Annotated in this window: 11 protein-coding genes; 9 read left to right on the top strand and 2 right to left on the bottom strand. The window is 69.2% G+C overall.

Features of this window, described 5'->3' with window-relative positions; translation table 11 throughout:
- The 4 genes from B2515_RS00610 to B2515_RS00595 all read left to right on the top strand — a co-directional run.
- Positions 1-1,666, top strand: a 1,666-nt coding sequence (locus B2515_RS00610) for a DUF3458 domain-containing protein (protein WP_293872640.1), incomplete at its 5' end; no start/stop codon positions are given.
- Between the two features lie 173 nt (positions 1,667-1,839).
- Positions 1,840-2,913: a serine hydrolase gene (locus tag B2515_RS00605; protein ID WP_293872647.1), complete on the top strand. Its 1,074-nt coding sequence runs from the start codon at positions 1,840-1,842 to the stop codon at positions 2,911-2,913.
- A gap of 114 nt (positions 2,914-3,027) precedes the next feature.
- A complete protein-coding gene (polA, locus tag B2515_RS00600; protein WP_293872639.1) occupies positions 3,028-5,784 on the top strand; it encodes a DNA polymerase I in 2,757 nt (918 codons plus the stop codon).
- Positions 5,785-5,917: 133 nt separating this feature from the next.
- Positions 5,918-7,432, top strand: coding sequence for a lipopolysaccharide biosynthesis protein (locus B2515_RS00595; protein ID WP_293872638.1), 1,515 nt, complete (start codon positions 5,918-5,920; stop codon positions 7,430-7,432).
- Between the two features lie 25 nt (positions 7,433-7,457).
- On the opposite strand, the gene B2515_RS00590 is transcribed toward B2515_RS00595, so the two are convergent.
- Positions 7,458-10,169, bottom strand: coding sequence for a TonB-dependent receptor (locus tag B2515_RS00590; RefSeq protein ID WP_293872637.1), 2,712 nt, complete (start codon positions 10,167-10,169; stop codon positions 7,458-7,460).
- A gap of 292 nt (positions 10,170-10,461) precedes the next feature.
- A complete protein-coding gene (locus B2515_RS00585) occupies positions 10,462-10,911 on the bottom strand; it encodes a MarR family winged helix-turn-helix transcriptional regulator (protein WP_293872636.1) in 450 nt (149 codons plus the stop codon).
- 79 nt (positions 10,912-10,990) lie between these two features.
- Here B2515_RS00585 and hppD point away from each other — a divergent pair, with 79 nt between their 5' ends.
- From hppD to B2515_RS00560, 5 genes are all read left to right on the top strand, one after another.
- Positions 10,991-12,055, top strand: coding sequence for a 4-hydroxyphenylpyruvate dioxygenase (gene hppD, locus B2515_RS00580; protein WP_293872635.1), 1,065 nt, complete (start codon positions 10,991-10,993; stop codon positions 12,053-12,055).
- Positions 12,056-12,224: 169 nt separating this feature from the next.
- Entirely contained in the window at positions 12,225-13,514 is a 1,290-nt protein-coding gene (gene hmgA, locus B2515_RS00575) for a homogentisate 1,2-dioxygenase (protein WP_293872634.1), read from the top strand.
- On the top strand, positions 13,511-14,140 hold the full coding sequence (maiA, locus tag B2515_RS00570) for a maleylacetoacetate isomerase (RefSeq protein ID WP_293872633.1): 630 nt from the start codon (positions 13,511-13,513) through the stop codon (positions 14,138-14,140). The genes hmgA and maiA overlap by 4 nt, the downstream gene beginning before the upstream one ends.
- Positions 14,137-14,493, top strand: a complete 357-nt coding sequence (locus B2515_RS00565) for a Rieske (2Fe-2S) protein (protein WP_293872632.1) — start codon at positions 14,137-14,139, stop codon at positions 14,491-14,493. Before maiA ends, B2515_RS00565 begins: the two co-directional genes overlap by 4 nt.
- Positions 14,494-14,530: 37 nt before the next feature.
- Positions 14,531-15,496, top strand: a complete 966-nt coding sequence (locus tag B2515_RS00560) for an alpha/beta fold hydrolase (RefSeq protein ID WP_293872631.1) — start codon at positions 14,531-14,533, stop codon at positions 15,494-15,496.

Raw genomic sequence — 15,496 nt, 5'->3', positions numbered from 1 at the left:
CATCACCTGCCGCGACTGGTTCCAGCTGAGCCTCAAGGAAGGCTTCACCGTCTATCGCGACCAGGGCTTTTCCGCCGATCAGGGCTCGGCCGCGGTCAAGCGGATCGAGGACGTGCGCGGGCTCCGTGCGGCGCAGTTCCCGGAGGATGCCGGCCCGCTCGCCCATCCGGTGCGCCCGGAAAGCTACCTCGAGATCAGCAACTTCTACACCGCGACCATCTACAACAAGGGCGCGGAGCTGATCCGCATGATGGCGACGATCCTGGGGCCGCAGGCGTTCCGGGCGGCGACCGACCTCTATTTCAGCCGCTTCGACGGCACGGCTGCGACCTGCGAGGATTTCGTCGCCAGCATGGAAGAGGCGAGCGGCAAGGACCTGTCGCAATTCCGCCTCTGGTACAGCCAGGCCGGCACGCCGCGCGTCGCCGCCAGCCTCGCGCATGAGGCGGGCGAGGGCCGCGCCACGCTGCGGCTGGCGCAGCACGTGCCGGGGACGCCGGGCCAGCCCGACAAGCGCCCGATGGTGCTGCCGCTACGTATCAAGCTGTTCGGCAGCGAGACCGGCCGCGCGCTCGGCGAGGAGCAACTGCTCCTCCTCGACCAGCCCGCCAGCACGATGGTGTTCGACGGCATCACCGAACGCCCCGTCCTGTCGATCAACCGCGGTTTCTCCGCGCCGGTCATCATCGAAAGCGACCGCAGTGCCGCCGAACTCGGCTTCCTCAGCGCGCACGACGACGATCCGTTCGCGCGCTACGAGGCGATGCAGCAGCTGATGCTCGATACGCTGGTCGCCGCGGTGATCGAGGGCGACGGCGATCATGACGCGGTCGTCACCGCGGTGTCGAACACGCTCGCCGACCGCGCGCTCGACCCCGCCTTCGTCGCCGAGGCGGTGCTGCTGCCGTCCGAAAGCTTCGTCGGCGACCAGCTGGCGCTGGTCGATCCCGACGCGATCCATCGGGCACGCGAGGGCTTGCGCCGCGACCTCGGCGTCCGGCTCGCCGACCAGTGGCGCGACGCCTATGAGCAGGCGCCGACCGGCCCCTATGTCTATACTCCGGCGGCCAAGGGCCATCGCCGCCTGCGCAGCGTCGCGCTCGGCTATATCGCGGCGAGCGGCGCGGCGGATGCGGCGACGATCGCCTTCCGCCAGTTCGAGACGGCGGACAATATGACCGATCGCCAGGGCGCGCTGACCACGCTCGCCAGCGGCTATGCGGACGAACGCGAGGCGGCGCTCGACATCTTCTACAATCGCTATGCCAGGAACGGGCTGGTGATCGACAAATGGTTCCAGACGCAGGCGCTGTCGTCGCGTGACGATACCGGGCGGCTGGTGGCGGAGTTGGCGCGGCATCCCGATTTCACGCTCGCCAACCCCAATCGCGCGCGTTCGCTGGTCGGGGCCTATGGCGCCAACCAGCGTGCCTTCAACGTCGCCGACGGCTCGGGCTATCGCTTCCTCGCCGACCAGCTGATCGCGCTCGACAAGCTCAACCCGCAGACCGCGGCGAAGCTGCTGCCGCCGCTCGGGCGCTGGCGGCGGTTCGATGCGGCGCGGTCGGCGCTGATGCGGGCCGAGCTGGAGCGGATCGTCGCGACGCCGGGCCTGTCGCGGGATCTGTTCGAACAGGCGTCGAAGAGCCTCGCGCTGGATCGCTGACCCCTCACGCCGATGTTGCGCGGCGCAACTCGGCGTGCCGGCGATGCGCTTCATCGCAGCGGCTGCAACCTTCGGTTCCCGCGCGACAATCCGTGGATAAGGATCGCCACCGTGTGTAGCGGGGCCTCGTCCACAGTATGACAGCGTACGGCCGTTCGGCCCGATTGATCCTGATCGCCGGCCTGTGCGCGGCAGCGGCGGGCTGCGGTTCGACCTCGCGGCCGAACGCCAGCGGGCCGGCGCCGAGCGTCGCGGCGCCGGTCGAGGTGTCGATTCCGATCCCCGCCGCCGCACCGCCGGCGCATCGTGTCGCCCCGGCGCAGCTGACGGCGGCGGTCGACACGCTGGCGCGCGGCTTCGACGGCAAGTTCGGCATCGCGATCCGCGCGGTGGACGAAGGCTGGACGATCGCCTCCCCCGGCGCGCGCGCCCGCATGCCGCAGCAATCGGTCAGCAAATTGTGGGTCGCGATGACGCTGATGGACCTGCGCGACCAGGGCAAGGCACGGCTCGACGATCCGGTGGTGGTCCGGCCCGAGGATCTGACCCTGTTCCATCAGCCGATCGCGATGCTGGTTAAGGGCGCGGGCTATCAGACGACGGTCGGCGAACTCCTCACCCGCGCGCTGACGCACAGCGACAACACCGCCAACGACCGGCTGCTGACCTATGTCGGCGGGCCGATGGCGGTGCGCGGGATGATCGAGCGGAAGCAGCTGGGCGACATCCGCTTCGGCCCGGGCGAGCGGCTGCTCCAGTCGAAGACCGCCGGGCTGACCTGGAGCCAGTCGCTGTCGACCGGCAACAGCTTCGAACTCGCCCGCTCGCGGCTGGCGCCGGAGGTGCGCGCCGCCGCGCTCGACGCCTATGTCAACGATCCGCCCGACGGCGCCGCCCCGCTCGCCATCGCCGATGCGATCGCGCGGCTGGCGCGCGGCGAATTGTTCACCGAAACCTCGACGCGTATCCTGCTCGACACGATGGGCGCGTCGGTGACCGGACGCGCCCGCCTGCGCGCCGCCTTGCCCGCGGGGTGGAAGATCGCGCACAAGACCGGCACCGGGCAGGACCTCGGCACGCGCAACGCCGGCTTCAACGACGTCGGCCTGCTCACCGCGCCGGACGGCCGCCGCTATGCGATCGCAGTGATGATCGGCGACAGCCGCCGGCCGATCCGCGAACGCCAGCAGCTGATCCAGGCGGTCGCCGCGGCGGTCGCGGATTATGCGGGCAACCGCACCGCCTGATCCCATGCCCGATGTCGGGCGGATTGTTGCCCCGAAGCCACACCCGCTCCGACCCCGGCGGCCCCCGCAACGATCGGTTGGTGCCGCCCCGGCAATCCGCTAAACGCATGCGCGATGCCCCATCTCTACCTCGTCGACGGCTCGGGCTATATCTTCCGCGCCTATCACCGGCTGCCGCCGCTCACCAACAAGCATGGCGAGCCGGTCGGCGCCGTCTATGGCTATACGACGATGCTGTGGAAGCTGGCCGACGAGGTCCATGCCGCCGAAGGCCCGACGCACATGGCGGTGATCCTCGACAAATCGTCGAAGACGTTCCGCAACGACCTGTACGACCAGTATAAGGCGCACCGGCCGCCGCCGCCCGAGGACCTCGTCCCGCAATTCCCGATGATCCGCGATGCGACGCGCGCCTTCTCGCTGCCGTGCATCGAGACGGAGGGGCTGGAGGCGGACGATATCATCGCCTGTTATGCCAAGGCGGCGCTGGCGCAGGGGTGGCAGGTGACGATCGTCAGTTCCGACAAGGATCTGATGCAGCTGATCGAGCCGGGGCTCGACCTGTACGACACGATGAACAATCGCCGGCTCGGCGCGGACCATGTCGCGGAGAAGTTCTTCGGCATCACCCCGACGCAATTGGGCGACGTGCTCGCGCTGATGGGCGACAGCGTCGACAACGTGCCGGGCGTGCCCGGTGTCGGCCCCAAGACCGCCGCCAAGCTGATCCTCGAACACGGCGACCTCGAATCCGTGCTCGCCGCCGCGGAGGGGATGAAGAAGGGCAAGCTGCGCGACAATCTGATCGAGCATGCGGCCATGGCACGGCTCAGCCGCGAGCTGGTGGCGCTGCGCTGCGACGTCGCGCTGCCCGAACCGCTCGAGGACCTGGCACTGAAGGGGATCCCCGACGCGCCGCTGCGCGCCTTCCTCGAACATCACGGCTTCCGTTCGCTGCTCGCCAAGCTCGGGCAGGTCGCCGACGCCCCCGTCGCCGCGCCCGCGGACGTGCCGATGGAGGAGGACCCGCCCTGCAATCTGGACGGCTACGAGACGGTGCAGGATCTCGACGCGCTCGACCGCTGGATCACGCTCGCCCGGCATCAGGGCTGGATCGCGGTCGATACCGAAACCAGCTCGACCGACGCGACGCAGGCCGAGCTGGTCGGCGTCAGCCTCGCGCTGCATCCCAATCTCGCCTGCTACATCCCGCTCGGCCACGGCGGCAACGACCTGCTCGCCGAGGTGCCGGTGCAGATCGACGTCGCCGCAGCGCTCGCCCGGCTGAAGGACCTGATGGAGGACCCTTCGGTCCTCAAGATCGGCCACAATCTGAAGTTCGACATGATCGTGCTCGGCCAGCGCGGCATCGCGATCGCGCCGCACGACGACACGATCGTGATGAGCTTCGACCTCGACGCCGGCTTGCACGGCCATGGCATGGACGAACTCGCCGCGGCGCATCTCTCGCACAGCTGCGTCGCGTTCAAGGACGTGGTCGGCACCGGCAAGTCGCAGCGCGGCTTCCACGAGATCGATCTGAAGGCCGCGACCCGCTACGCCGCCGAGGACGCCGACGTCACGTACAGGTTGTGGAAACGGTTCAAGGCACGCCTGCCCGCCGAGGGTTCGACGCGTGTCTACGAGATGGTCGACCGGCCGCTGATCCCGGTGATCGCGCGGATGGAGATGCGCGGGATCAAGGTCGATCGCGAGCGGCTGTCCGCGCTCTCCGCCGAATTCAGCGGGCAGATCGCCGGGCTCGAGACGGTGATCCACGGCCTCGCCGGCGCGCCCTTCACGATCGGCAGCCCCAAGCAGCTGGGCGACGTCCTGTTCGAGAAGATGGGGATCAAGGGCGGGCGCAAGGGCAAGTCCGGCGTCTATTCGACCGACGTCACCGAACTCGAACGGATCGCCGCCGACAAGGATTCGCCGGGCGCGGAGATCGCGGCGCGGGTGCTCGACTGGCGGCAATTGTCGAAGCTCAAGAACACCTACACCGATGCCTTGCAGGCGCAGATCAACCCGAAGACCGGCCGCGTCCACACCAGCTATTCGCTGACCGGCGCGCAGACCGGGCGGCTGTCGTCGACCGAGCCCAATCTGCAGAACATCCCGATCCGTACCGAGGTCGGGCGGCAGATCCGCGACGCCTTCGTCGCGGAGCCGGGCAACGTCATCCTCGCCGCCGATTATTCGCAGATCGAGCTGCGGCTGGCGGCGCATATGGCCGACGTACCGGCGCTGCGCGAGGCGTTCGCCAATGGCGACGACATCCACAGCCTGACCGCGATGGAATTGTTCGGCGAGGTCAACCGCGACACCCGCGGACGCGCCAAGACGATCAACTTCGCGATCCTCTACGGGATCAGCCGCTGGGGGCTGGCCGGACGGCTCGACGTCGGCGCCGACGAGGCGCAGGCGATGATCGACCGCTATTTCGAACGCTTCCCCGGCATCAACACCTACATCGCCGAAACCACGCAGACGGTGCGCGAGCGCGGCTTCACCACCACCCTGTTCGGCCGCAAGACACATTTCCCGCGGATCAGATCCAAGGTGCAACACGAACGCCAGGGCGCCGAGCGCGCCGCGATCAACGCGCCGATCCAGGGCACGTGTGCGGACATCATCAAGCGCGCGATGGTGCGGATGGAACCGGCGCTGGCCGCGGCCGGGCTGACGAACGTGCAGATGCTGTTGCAGGTGCACGACGAACTGGTGTTCGAGCTGCCAGAGGGCGACGTTGCGGCCGCGAAGCCGGTGATCGAGCGGGTGATGGCCGAGGCGGCCGCACCCGCGGTGACGCTGTCGGTGCCGCTGGGAATCGAGATCGGCACCGGTGCGAGCTGGGGAGCGGCGCATTGACCGCCAGCGGTTCGCGCTCACCCTCACCCTTCCGGCGCTACGCGCCTCCCTCCCTCTCCCATCGGGAGAGGGAGAAGACGCCGCAGGCGGCGCAGGGTGAGGGTGAGGGCGGCGCGTTGATGATCGCCAACCCGTGACCGAAACCAACGACATCGACGCGCTCGCCAAGGGCGGTCGGACCAACATCGCCGGCTTCGTGCTACGGCTAGCCGCGCGCATCCCGTTCCTGTTCATCGCGGGGCGCCTGTACGGGCCGGACCTCGTCGGCCGGTTCGCGCTGGCGGTGGTCGTCGTCGAACTCGCCGCGCTGGTCGCCACCCTCGGTCTCAAGCGCGGCCTCGCGCAGGCGCTGTCCTCTTCCGACCAGCCGCATGCCAGCGTGGTGTGGGACGCACTGGCGCTCGCCTTCGTCCTGTCGATCGCGGCGAGCGGCGTGCTGATCGCCTTTCCCGAGGTGATGTACGCCAATACGCAGGTGACCGGGCTCGACCGGTTCCTGCCGTGCATCATCGTCGCGGTGGCATGGTCGGACGTCAGCCTCGCCGCGCTCGCCTATCGCCACAACGTCAAGGCCGCGGTGACCGCGCGCGCGGTGGTGGAGCCGTGGACGATCTCGATCGCGGCCTGGGTTTTCTCGTTCTTCACGATCAAGGACGGGCTGGTGCTGTCCTATGTCGCGTCGATGATCGCGGCGCTGATCGCCAGCATGGTGCCGTTCCTGCGCAGCTACGGCCTGCCGCACGGCTGGTCGCCGCGGATCGCGCCGCTGTTCGCGCTCGCCCGCGCCAATGCGCCGCTCGCCGGCGCGGATGCGCTGGAATGGGGCAGCCGCAACGTCGATCGCTTCATCCTCGGCGTGATGTTCGAACCCAAGGTAGTCGGCATCTATTACATGGCGCAGCAGGTCGCATCGCTGCCGCAGAAGCTGAAGACCAGCTTCGATCCGATCCTCGGCCCCGTCATCACGCAGAGCCTCGCGGTGAACGACCGGGCCGCGATCGCCAATCAGGTGCGGCAGGTCGCCTTCTGGATCATGGCGGCGCAGGCCGGCCTTGCGCTGATGGGATCGATCCCCGCGGAGGCGGTGATGGGCGTCGTCGGCCCACAGTTCGTCGCGGGCAGCGCGGCGCTGGGATTCCTGCTGACCGCGGAGGTGTTCGCCTCGACCGGGGCGGTGTGCGAATCGGCGCTGGTCTATACCGCGCGACACCGCAATCTGGTGATCTCGATCGTCATGCTGGCGGTGCAGATCGCCTTGAGCTTCCTGCTGATCGGCGCGATGCGCGAGGCGGGCTGGCCAACGACGTGGCAGGCCGCAGGGCCGGCGGTGGCACTGATGGTCAGCGTCGGGCTGACATCGATCATCAAGGCGACGCTGCTCGGCCGCATCCTCGCCGCACCGGTATCGCCGTGGCGCTGGCCGCTGCTGTGGGCGGTGATCGCGGCGGTGGTGGTCGGCAGCCTGTTCACCGCGCTGCCGCACCGCCTCGAATGGGTCGAACTGCTCGTCGGCGAACCGGCGATCGCCGCCACCTATCTGTTCGTGCTGTGGAAATGGGCGTTCGGCCCCGCCGACCGCGCATTGTTCGGCAAGATGCCCAAGGCGGAGGAAGCGACCCTCCCGAACGTCGGATCGCCGGTGCGGTGATGCGACGTTCGAAAGGGCAGGCCGATCAGAAGAACAGCTTGCGCAGGCTCAGCCGCACCGTCCGCCCCAACGGATCCCGATAGTCGGGCTGGTAGGTGATCGGCGTCACGCCGGTCGCGTCGCGGACTTGCTGGCGACTGTTGAAGACATTGTCGACCGACAGGGTGACGCGTGCGCCGCGGACCCAGGGGTGCGCCTTGACCAGCGCGAGCTGCTGGCCGAGGTCGGCGAACAGGCGCAGGTTGGCGGTGGCCAGCCCGTCGAAGCGCAGCGGCTGCGGATTGGCGGCGGTGCCGCCGTTGACGCGGGTGCCGGTCGCGTAATTGGCCGACAGGCGCACGCCGAGGCCGTTGTTCGAATAGCCCGCCTGCCCCTCGAACTCGTGGCGCGACTGGCCGTCGCTGGTCGACGAGCCGATGATGTCGCCATTCAGCGCATCGAGCACCGGCCCGCCGTTCGCCACCGTCACCCGGCTGGTCAGATTCCACGTATGGTAGAGCGCGAACTGGATACGGCCGCCGCCCTGCCCGCCGCGACCACCGCCGCCGCCGCCGAAGCCGCCGCCACCGAAGCCGCGACCGCCACCGCCCGCGCCGCGGCGTCCGCCCTCGCCTGGCGTCCCGGTCCCCGACTGGCCGTCACCCGGTGGCGTACCGCCGGCGGCCGACGCATCGGCCGGGGGTGCGCCGCCCTCGCGCCCGCCCCCCTCGCGCGCGCCGCCGTCGCGCGTACCTTCCGGGCGGCCGCCCTCGCCGGGACGGCCGTTGGCGCCCGGGAAGCGCAGGCCGGCGAACGGGTTCGGCCCGGTACCGGCGCGGAACGCCTCGATCTGCTTCTGGATCTTCGACTTGATCGGCTTGGAGAAATTGATCCCCCAGCGGATGTTCTCGCTTTCCGAGCGTGCGAAATTGGTCGAGCGGCGATCGACGCGGACGAGGTTGCCGTCCTCGTCGCGGATGAAGCGATCGGGAAAGGCCGCCTCGAACGCCGCGGTCGGCGAGCTGAGGCCCTGGATCGGGTTGCGGACGTCCTGTTTCGTGTAATTGGCGGTGAGCGTCAGGTCCTTGTTGCTCCACGGCTTCAGGTTGAGCGCGAGCCGGGTGACGCGGCGGTCGCTCGACCGGAGCGCGGGATTGCCGCCGGTCACCGTCGTCACCGTCACTGTCTGGCCCTGGACGAAGTCGAACACGCGGACGTTGGGGGTGACGACGACCGGGTTGCCGAGCTGGGCGGCGCTGGGTGCGATATCCTGCTGGTTGAACGACCCGATCACGCGCACGCCCTCGATCGGGCCCCAGTTGAGGCCATAGCCATAAGCGGTCAGCGTGCCGAAGTCGGACAGCCGGTTGACCGCGACATTGCCGTTCAGCGACAGGTTGCCGAGCCAGCTGAGCACGGCGCGGCTGCGGCTGGCGATCGGCACGTCGATGTTGACGCGGCCGTCGACGCTGTCGCGCGAGACGTCGCCGGTGGTGACGAGCGCGCCGCGGACCGAGCGGCTGGTGAAATCGCTGGTGTCGGCGCCGACGCGGATCGCGGTCGACAAGTCGCCGGCGGGCAGGCTGAACAGCGGGCCGTTGACCAGCGCCTCGACCTCGCCGCTGTTCGAGATCGACCGTGCGCGGTTGGGCACGCCGTCGCCGCTGCGTTCGGTGTAGGTGTTGCTTTCCGCCCGGTCGAAGCCGCCGGTGACGGTCCACAGCCAGCGCGGGCTGAGCCGCCCGTTGAAGCTGGTGCCGACATGGCCGGTAACGCCGTTGTTGCGCTGTTCGAGGGGGTCGCGGCTGATCGGCACGCCCGCCGCATCGAGCGGCAGGCCGAAGCGGCCGACCGACTGCGTCGCGGTCAGCTCGCCGTTGATCGAGGCGGAGACGTCGCCGATCGGGCGGGCGTAGGTGGCGTTGGTGCCGAAGCTGCGCCCGAACGGCAGCAGGGTGCGGAACGGCCGCTGGTCGAAATTGGTGGTCGCGCCCTCGGTCGCCGCCAGCTGGATATCGCGTTCCGATTCGGTCAGCGCCGAGCTTTGCTGATAGGTGCTGTGCAGGTTGAAGCGGGCGCCGCTACGGATCGTCAGCAGGTCGAGTTCGGCCTGCGGCGTATTGCGGCCGCCGTCGGTCGCCTGACGGTCGGCGAGTTCGACGGTGGTCGACCGGAAACGGCGGCGCAGGACGAAGTTCACCACCTTCTGGTCGGCGGTATAACCGTATTTCAGCGCGACCTCTTCGGGCAGGATGTCGACGCGCAGGATCGCCTCGGTCGGGATGTCGCGGATTTCCTGAAAGCCGGAGATGCGCTTGCCGTCGAGCAGCACGACCGGCGGGCCGCCCGCGCCGCTGCGCGTCTGCGGCGCGAGTTCGGTCAGCAGGTCGGAGATGCTGCTGACGCCATAGCTGCGCACGTCGGCGGGGCTGAGGATCTGTTCGGCGGGGATGTCGCCGACCACCGATCCGGGCGGACGGCGACCGGTGACGACGATCTCATTCTCCTCGCCCTCGTCGGCATCGGACTGCGCCGCGCTCGGCTGCGGCACCGACGGCGCCTGCGCAGCGGCGGCGGCGGGCACCGCGGGATCGGCCGCGACGGCGGCGGGCTGGTCCTGCGGCGCGGTGGCGGTATCGCCCGTGGCAGGCGCGGGGGTGGGCACGGGCGCCGGTTGGGGCGCGGGGGCCGGCATCTGCTGCGCCGCCGCCATCGCCGGCCAACTCGCCGCGATCATCATCCCCGCCAACCAACGCATGTCTTGCCCCTTGTCCGTACCGTATCGTTCGTACCGTCACAGGGGCTCTAGGCGGCAAATGTCGCACAAATGTGCCGGCGGTGCGGCCGAATGGTAACAGTGTGGCGCCAACGCCCGATAGACATTCGGCGACGATGGCTGTCGACGGTCAGAATGGACCGTCGTCACTCCCGCGAAGGCGGGAGTCCGGACACGCCAACCTAACGGACTGGAGCGAACCGACAGCGCCTGTGGACTCCCGCCTTCGCGGAAATGACGAATGTTCGCCATCCTCGCCGAATGGCGATCGGCGCTACCCCCCGATCGCGATCGTCACTGCCTCGATCCGACGCAGCATATCGATGAACTGCGCGACCTCGGCAGGCTCGAAGGCGGCGAAGATGCGGCTTTCGAGGTCGAGCGCCTTGGGCGCGACCGCGGCGTACAGGTCGCGGCCGGCGTCGGTCAGTTCGAGCAGGTGCGAACGGCGATCCTCCGGATTGGCCTGCCGCGCGAGCAGCCCGCGATCGACCAGCGCGATGGCGGCGCGCGATACCGTCACCTTGTCCATCAGCGTCTTGGCGCCGATCGCCTGCTGGGTGACGCCGCCCGTTTCCGCGATCACCGCGACCAGCCGCCATTCGGGAATGGTGAGGCCGAACAGCGATTCATACGTCCGCGCGATCGAATCGCTAACGAGGTTCGACGTCACCGACAGGCGGTACGGAATGAAATCGTCGAGGGCGAGGCGCTTGGCAGCCATGACGACTTCGTATCAGTTGACACCAGTTTGGCAATGACGCACATGATTGGTAACGAATGATACCAATCGGAGCGCGACGATGGAACATATGGACGTCAACCCGATGGGCCTCGACGGGTTCGAATTCTGCGAATTCACCTCGCCCGACCCCGATGCGCTCGCCGCGCAGTTCGAGGCGCTGGGCTTCGTCGTCGCCGCGACCCATCCGACCAGGGCGCTGACCCGCTACAAGCAGGGGCGGATCAATCTGCTGCTCAACCGCGAGGCGACCGGCCATGCCGCCGATTTCCGCGCGGCGCACGGCCCGTCTGCCAGCGCAATGGCGTTCCGCGTGCAGGATGCGCAGGCGGCCTATGACGCGGCGATCGCGCGGGGGGCGAAGCCCGCGCCGGCCGGCGCGGCGCTGGAGGGGATTCCGGCGCTGGAGGGGATCGGCGGGTCGCTGCTGTATCTGGTCGACCGCCACGGAGCGGCGGGCAGCCTGTACGACGACTGGACGCAGACCTCGGGTGCGGCGGAGGCGGAGGCCGCCAATTCGGTCGGGCTCGATCTGCTCGACCACCTCACCCACAATGTCCGCCGCGGGCAGATGCGGACCTGGTCGGCCTTCTACGGCCAGATCTTCGGCTTCGAGGAGCAGAAGTATTTCGACATCAAGGGCAAGGCGACCGGCCTGTTCAGCCAGGCGATGATCGCGCCGGATCGCGCGATCCGCATCCCGCTGAACGAGAGCCAGGACGACAAGAGCCAGATCGAGGAATTCATCCGCGATTACAACGGCGAGGGCATCCAGCACCTCGCGCTGACCACCGACGACATCTACACCACGGTCGAAAAGCTGCGCGCGCGTGGCGTCCGGCTGCAGGACACGATCGAGACCTATTACGAACTGGTCGACACGCGCGTGCCGAACCATGGCGAGGACCTCGAACGGCTGCGCGCCAACCGCATCCTGATCGACGGCAACGTCGGCGAGGAAGGGTTGCTGCTGCAGATCTTCACCGAGACGATGGTCGGGCCGATCTTCTTCGAGATCATCCAGCGCAAGGGCAATGAAGGCTTCGGCAACGGCAATTTCCAGGCGTTGTACGAAAGCATTGAGCTGGACCAGATCCGTCGCGGCGTGATTACGGTCGACGCATAATCCTCTCTCCCTGTGGGAGAGGGAGGGAGCGGCGAAGCCGCGGAAGGGTGAGGGCAGCCCAAGCGATGGTTTGCGCCCTGCCCTTACCCCGCGCTCGCTGCGCGAGCTTCCCCTCTCCCGTCGGGAGAGGGGTTTCCGGGGTGGTGGAACAGGAGAGGACGCCAGAACAATGACCGACCACCACCCCCGATACATCCCCGGCTTCGGCAACCACGTCTCGACCGAGGCGGTCGCGGGTGCCTTGCCGATCGGGCGCAATTCGCCGCAGCGGCCGGCATTCGGCCTCTATGCCGAGCAATTGAGCGGCACCGCCTTCACCGCGCCGCGGCACGAGAACCGGCGATCGTGGCTGTACCGGATGCGGCCGACCGCCGAGCATCCTCCCTATGTCCGCTACACCGGCGCCGCCCGCTTCGCCCCCGGCACCAGCGATGCACCGCTCGCGCCCAATCGGCTGCGCTGGGACCCGTGCGGCGATCCCGCACCGGGCACCGACCTGATCGACGGCATGACGACGATGCTCGCCAACCGCGATCCCGCCGATCTGGAGGGCGTCGCGCTCCACGTCTATGCCGCCGATACCGACATGACCGACCGCGTCTTCACCGATGCCGACGGCGAATTGCTGTTCGTACCGCAGGCGGGGCGGCTGGAGCTGCTGACCGAACTCGGCCGGATCATGGTCGCGCCCGGGCAGATCGCGCTGGTGCCGCGCGGCGTGCGCTTCCGCGCGCTGCTGCCGGACGGCACCGCGAAGGGCTATGTCTGCGAGAATCACGGCAGCCTGTTCCGCCTGCCCGATCTCGGCCCGATCGGCGCCAACGGCCTCGCCAACCCGCGCGATTTCGAGACGCCGCTGGCGTGGTTCGAGGATCGCGACGCGCCGACCGCGGTGATCCAGAAGTTCATGGGCAGCCTGTGGACGACGACGCTCGACCACAGCCCGCTCGACGTCGTCGCCTGGCACGGCAATCTCGCGCCGTGGCGCTACGACCTGTCGCGGTTCAACACGATCAACACGGTCAGCTTCGATCATCCCGATCCGTCGATCTTCACGATGCTGACGTCGCCCAGCGACGTGCCGGGCCGCGCCAATGCGGATTTCGTCATCTTCCCGCCGCGCTGGATGGTGGCGGAGGGGACGTTCCGCCCGCCCTGGTTCCACCGCAACGTCATGAGCGAGGCGATGGGACTCATCACCGGCGCATACGATGCCAAGGCGGAGGGGTTCGCGCCCGGCGGCATCTCGCTGCACAATCTGATGGCGGGCCACGGGCCCGACCTCGCCAGCTGGCAGGGCGCCTCCGCCGCCGACCTCAAGCCGCACCGGATCGACGGCACGATGGCGTTCATGCTCGAAAGCTGCTGGCCGTACCGGCCGACGACCTACGCGCTGGACCATGCGCAGCTCGATTACGACGCGGTCTGGGCGGATTTCCCGAAAGCGGTGCTGCCATGATCCTGCACGGCTATTGGCGATCCGGCGCCGCCTATCGCGTGCGGATCGCGCTGGCGCTGAAGGGGCTCGACTATGCGCAGGTCAACCACGACCTGCGCACCGGCGGGCAGGCCGACCCGGCCTATGCCGCGCTCAACCCGCAGCAGCTGGTGCCGGCGCTGGAGACGGACGGGCTGGTGCTGACGCAGAGCGTCGCGATCCTCGAATGGCTCGACGAACGCGTCCCCGACCCGCCTCTGCTGCCCGCCGATGCCGATGGCCGCGCGATCGTGCGCAGCATGGTGCAGGCGATCGTCACCGACGTGCATCCGCTGCACAATCTGCGCACGCTGAAGGCGCTGCGCGAGGATCTCGGTGCGTCGGAAGACCAGGTGCAGGCGTGGATGGCGCGCTGGATGACCGACGGCTTCGCCGCACTGGAAACGCTGATCGTCCGGCATGGCGACGGCTTTGCCTATGGCGCGAACCCGACGCTGGCGGATTGCGTGATCGTGCCGGCGCTCTATTCGGCGGAACGGTTCGGCGTCGATACCACGCCCCATCCGCAGCTGGTCGCCGCCGGCGCGCGCACCGCCGCCCTCGCCGCCGCCGCGCATCCAAGCCGCCAGCCAGACGCCGACGCATGACGGAACGCCTGACCGCCACCCCGGCGGGGGTCGCACTCGCGCCGCTGGCGGAGATCGCCGAGGGCAAGGCGCGCAATTTCGTCCTGCAGATGCGCGCCGGGCGGTTCCACGGCTTCATCGTGCGGCAGGGCGACCGGGCAATCGGCTATGTCGATCGCTGCCCGCATGCCGGCGTGCCGCTGGCGCAGCGGCTGGACGATTACGTCACGCCCGCGGGCGACCTGATCGCGTGCAGCTGGCATGGCGCGCTGTTCCGGGTCGACGACGGGCTGTGCGTCGGCGGCCCGTGCGTCGGCCAGCGGCTGACCGCCTGGCCGGTCACCGTCACGAACGGGATCGTCACCACCGCCTGACGTGATACACTCGGCCTCTTTGGCGAGGGAGGCGGACATGCAGAGCGGCGCACGCTGGACGTTGGGGACCCTGCTCGGCAGTGCCGCGCTGACCGCCGCGGGCGGACTCGGCCTGTCCTTCTATGCCGACCGGATCGCGCGCGAGGCGGAGCGGCTGGTGCCGCAGGACGGCCGCCATCTGCAGGTCATGGGCGCACGGCTGCATTATGTCGAACGGGGCAGCGGCCCGGCGATCGTGATGGTCCACGGCCTCGGCGGGCAGTTGCGCAACTTCGGCTACGGCATGCTCGGACCGCTCGCCCGCGACCATCGCGTCATCCTGCTCGACCGCCCGGGATCGGGCTATTCGACCGCCGACGACGATACCGAGCCGGGCATCGCCGACCAGGCGGCGATCGTCGCCCGCTTCATCGAGACGCTGGGGATCGAGCGGCCGCTGCTCGTCGGCCATTCGCTGGGCGGCGCCGTCGCGCTGTCGCTGGCGCTGGCACGGCCCGATCTGATCCGCGGCCTCGCGCTGATCGCGCCGCTGACCCAGCCGCAGGAGGCGGTGCCGGAGGCGTTCAAGGGGCTGGCCGCGATCCCGGCCTCGATACGCCGGCTGATGGCGCACACATTGGGCACGCCGCTGAGCCGGCTCACCGCAGAGCGGACGCTGAACGCGGTGTTCGCGCCGGAACAGCCACCCGCCGATTTCGCGACTCGCGGCGGCGGCGCGCTGGCGCAGCGGCCCGCCAGCATCGCCGCCGCCGCGGCCGACCTCGCCGCCGCGCATTACGAGATGGCGGGGATTGCCGCGCGTTATCCGACCCTCGCCATGCCCACCGCGATCCTGTTCGGCCGCGACGATGCGATCCTGTCGGCGACGCTGCATGGCGACGCCACCGCCGCGGCGATCCCGGGCGCGCGGATCGAGGTGATCGACGGCGGCCACATGATCCCGGTTACCGCGCCCGATGCGACCGCCCGCTTCGTCGCCGACGCCTCGGCGCGCTTCGCCTGA

The organism is Sphingomonas sp. UBA978, assembly GCF_002292295.1.
Classification (GTDB): Bacteria; Pseudomonadota; Alphaproteobacteria; order Sphingomonadales; family Sphingomonadaceae; genus Sphingomonas.
This window is presented reverse-complemented; position numbering and strand designations above follow the sequence as displayed.

Bases quoted from the DNA above. Each gene is read 5' to 3' on its own strand.
- polA (WP_293872639.1), top strand. From the start codon at position 3,028: ATGCCCCATCTCTACCTCGTCGACGGCTCGGGCTATATCTTCCGCGCC.
- hmgA (WP_293872634.1), top strand. From the start codon at position 12,225: ATGACCGACCACCACCCCCGATACATCCCCGGCTTCGGCAACCACGTC.
- B2515_RS00585 (WP_293872636.1), bottom strand. From the start codon at position 10,911: ATGGCTGCCAAGCGCCTCGCCCTCGACGATTTCATTCCGTACCGCCTG.
- B2515_RS00590 (WP_293872637.1), bottom strand. From the start codon at position 10,169: ATGCGTTGGTTGGCGGGGATGATGATCGCGGCGAGTTGGCCGGCGATG.
- hppD (WP_293872635.1), top strand. From the start codon at position 10,991: ATGGAACATATGGACGTCAACCCGATGGGCCTCGACGGGTTCGAATTC.
- maiA (WP_293872633.1), top strand. From the start codon at position 13,511: ATGATCCTGCACGGCTATTGGCGATCCGGCGCCGCCTATCGCGTGCGG.
- B2515_RS00560 (WP_293872631.1), top strand. From the start codon at position 14,531: ATGCAGAGCGGCGCACGCTGGACGTTGGGGACCCTGCTCGGCAGTGCC.
- B2515_RS00565 (WP_293872632.1), top strand. From the start codon at position 14,137: ATGACGGAACGCCTGACCGCCACCCCGGCGGGGGTCGCACTCGCGCCG.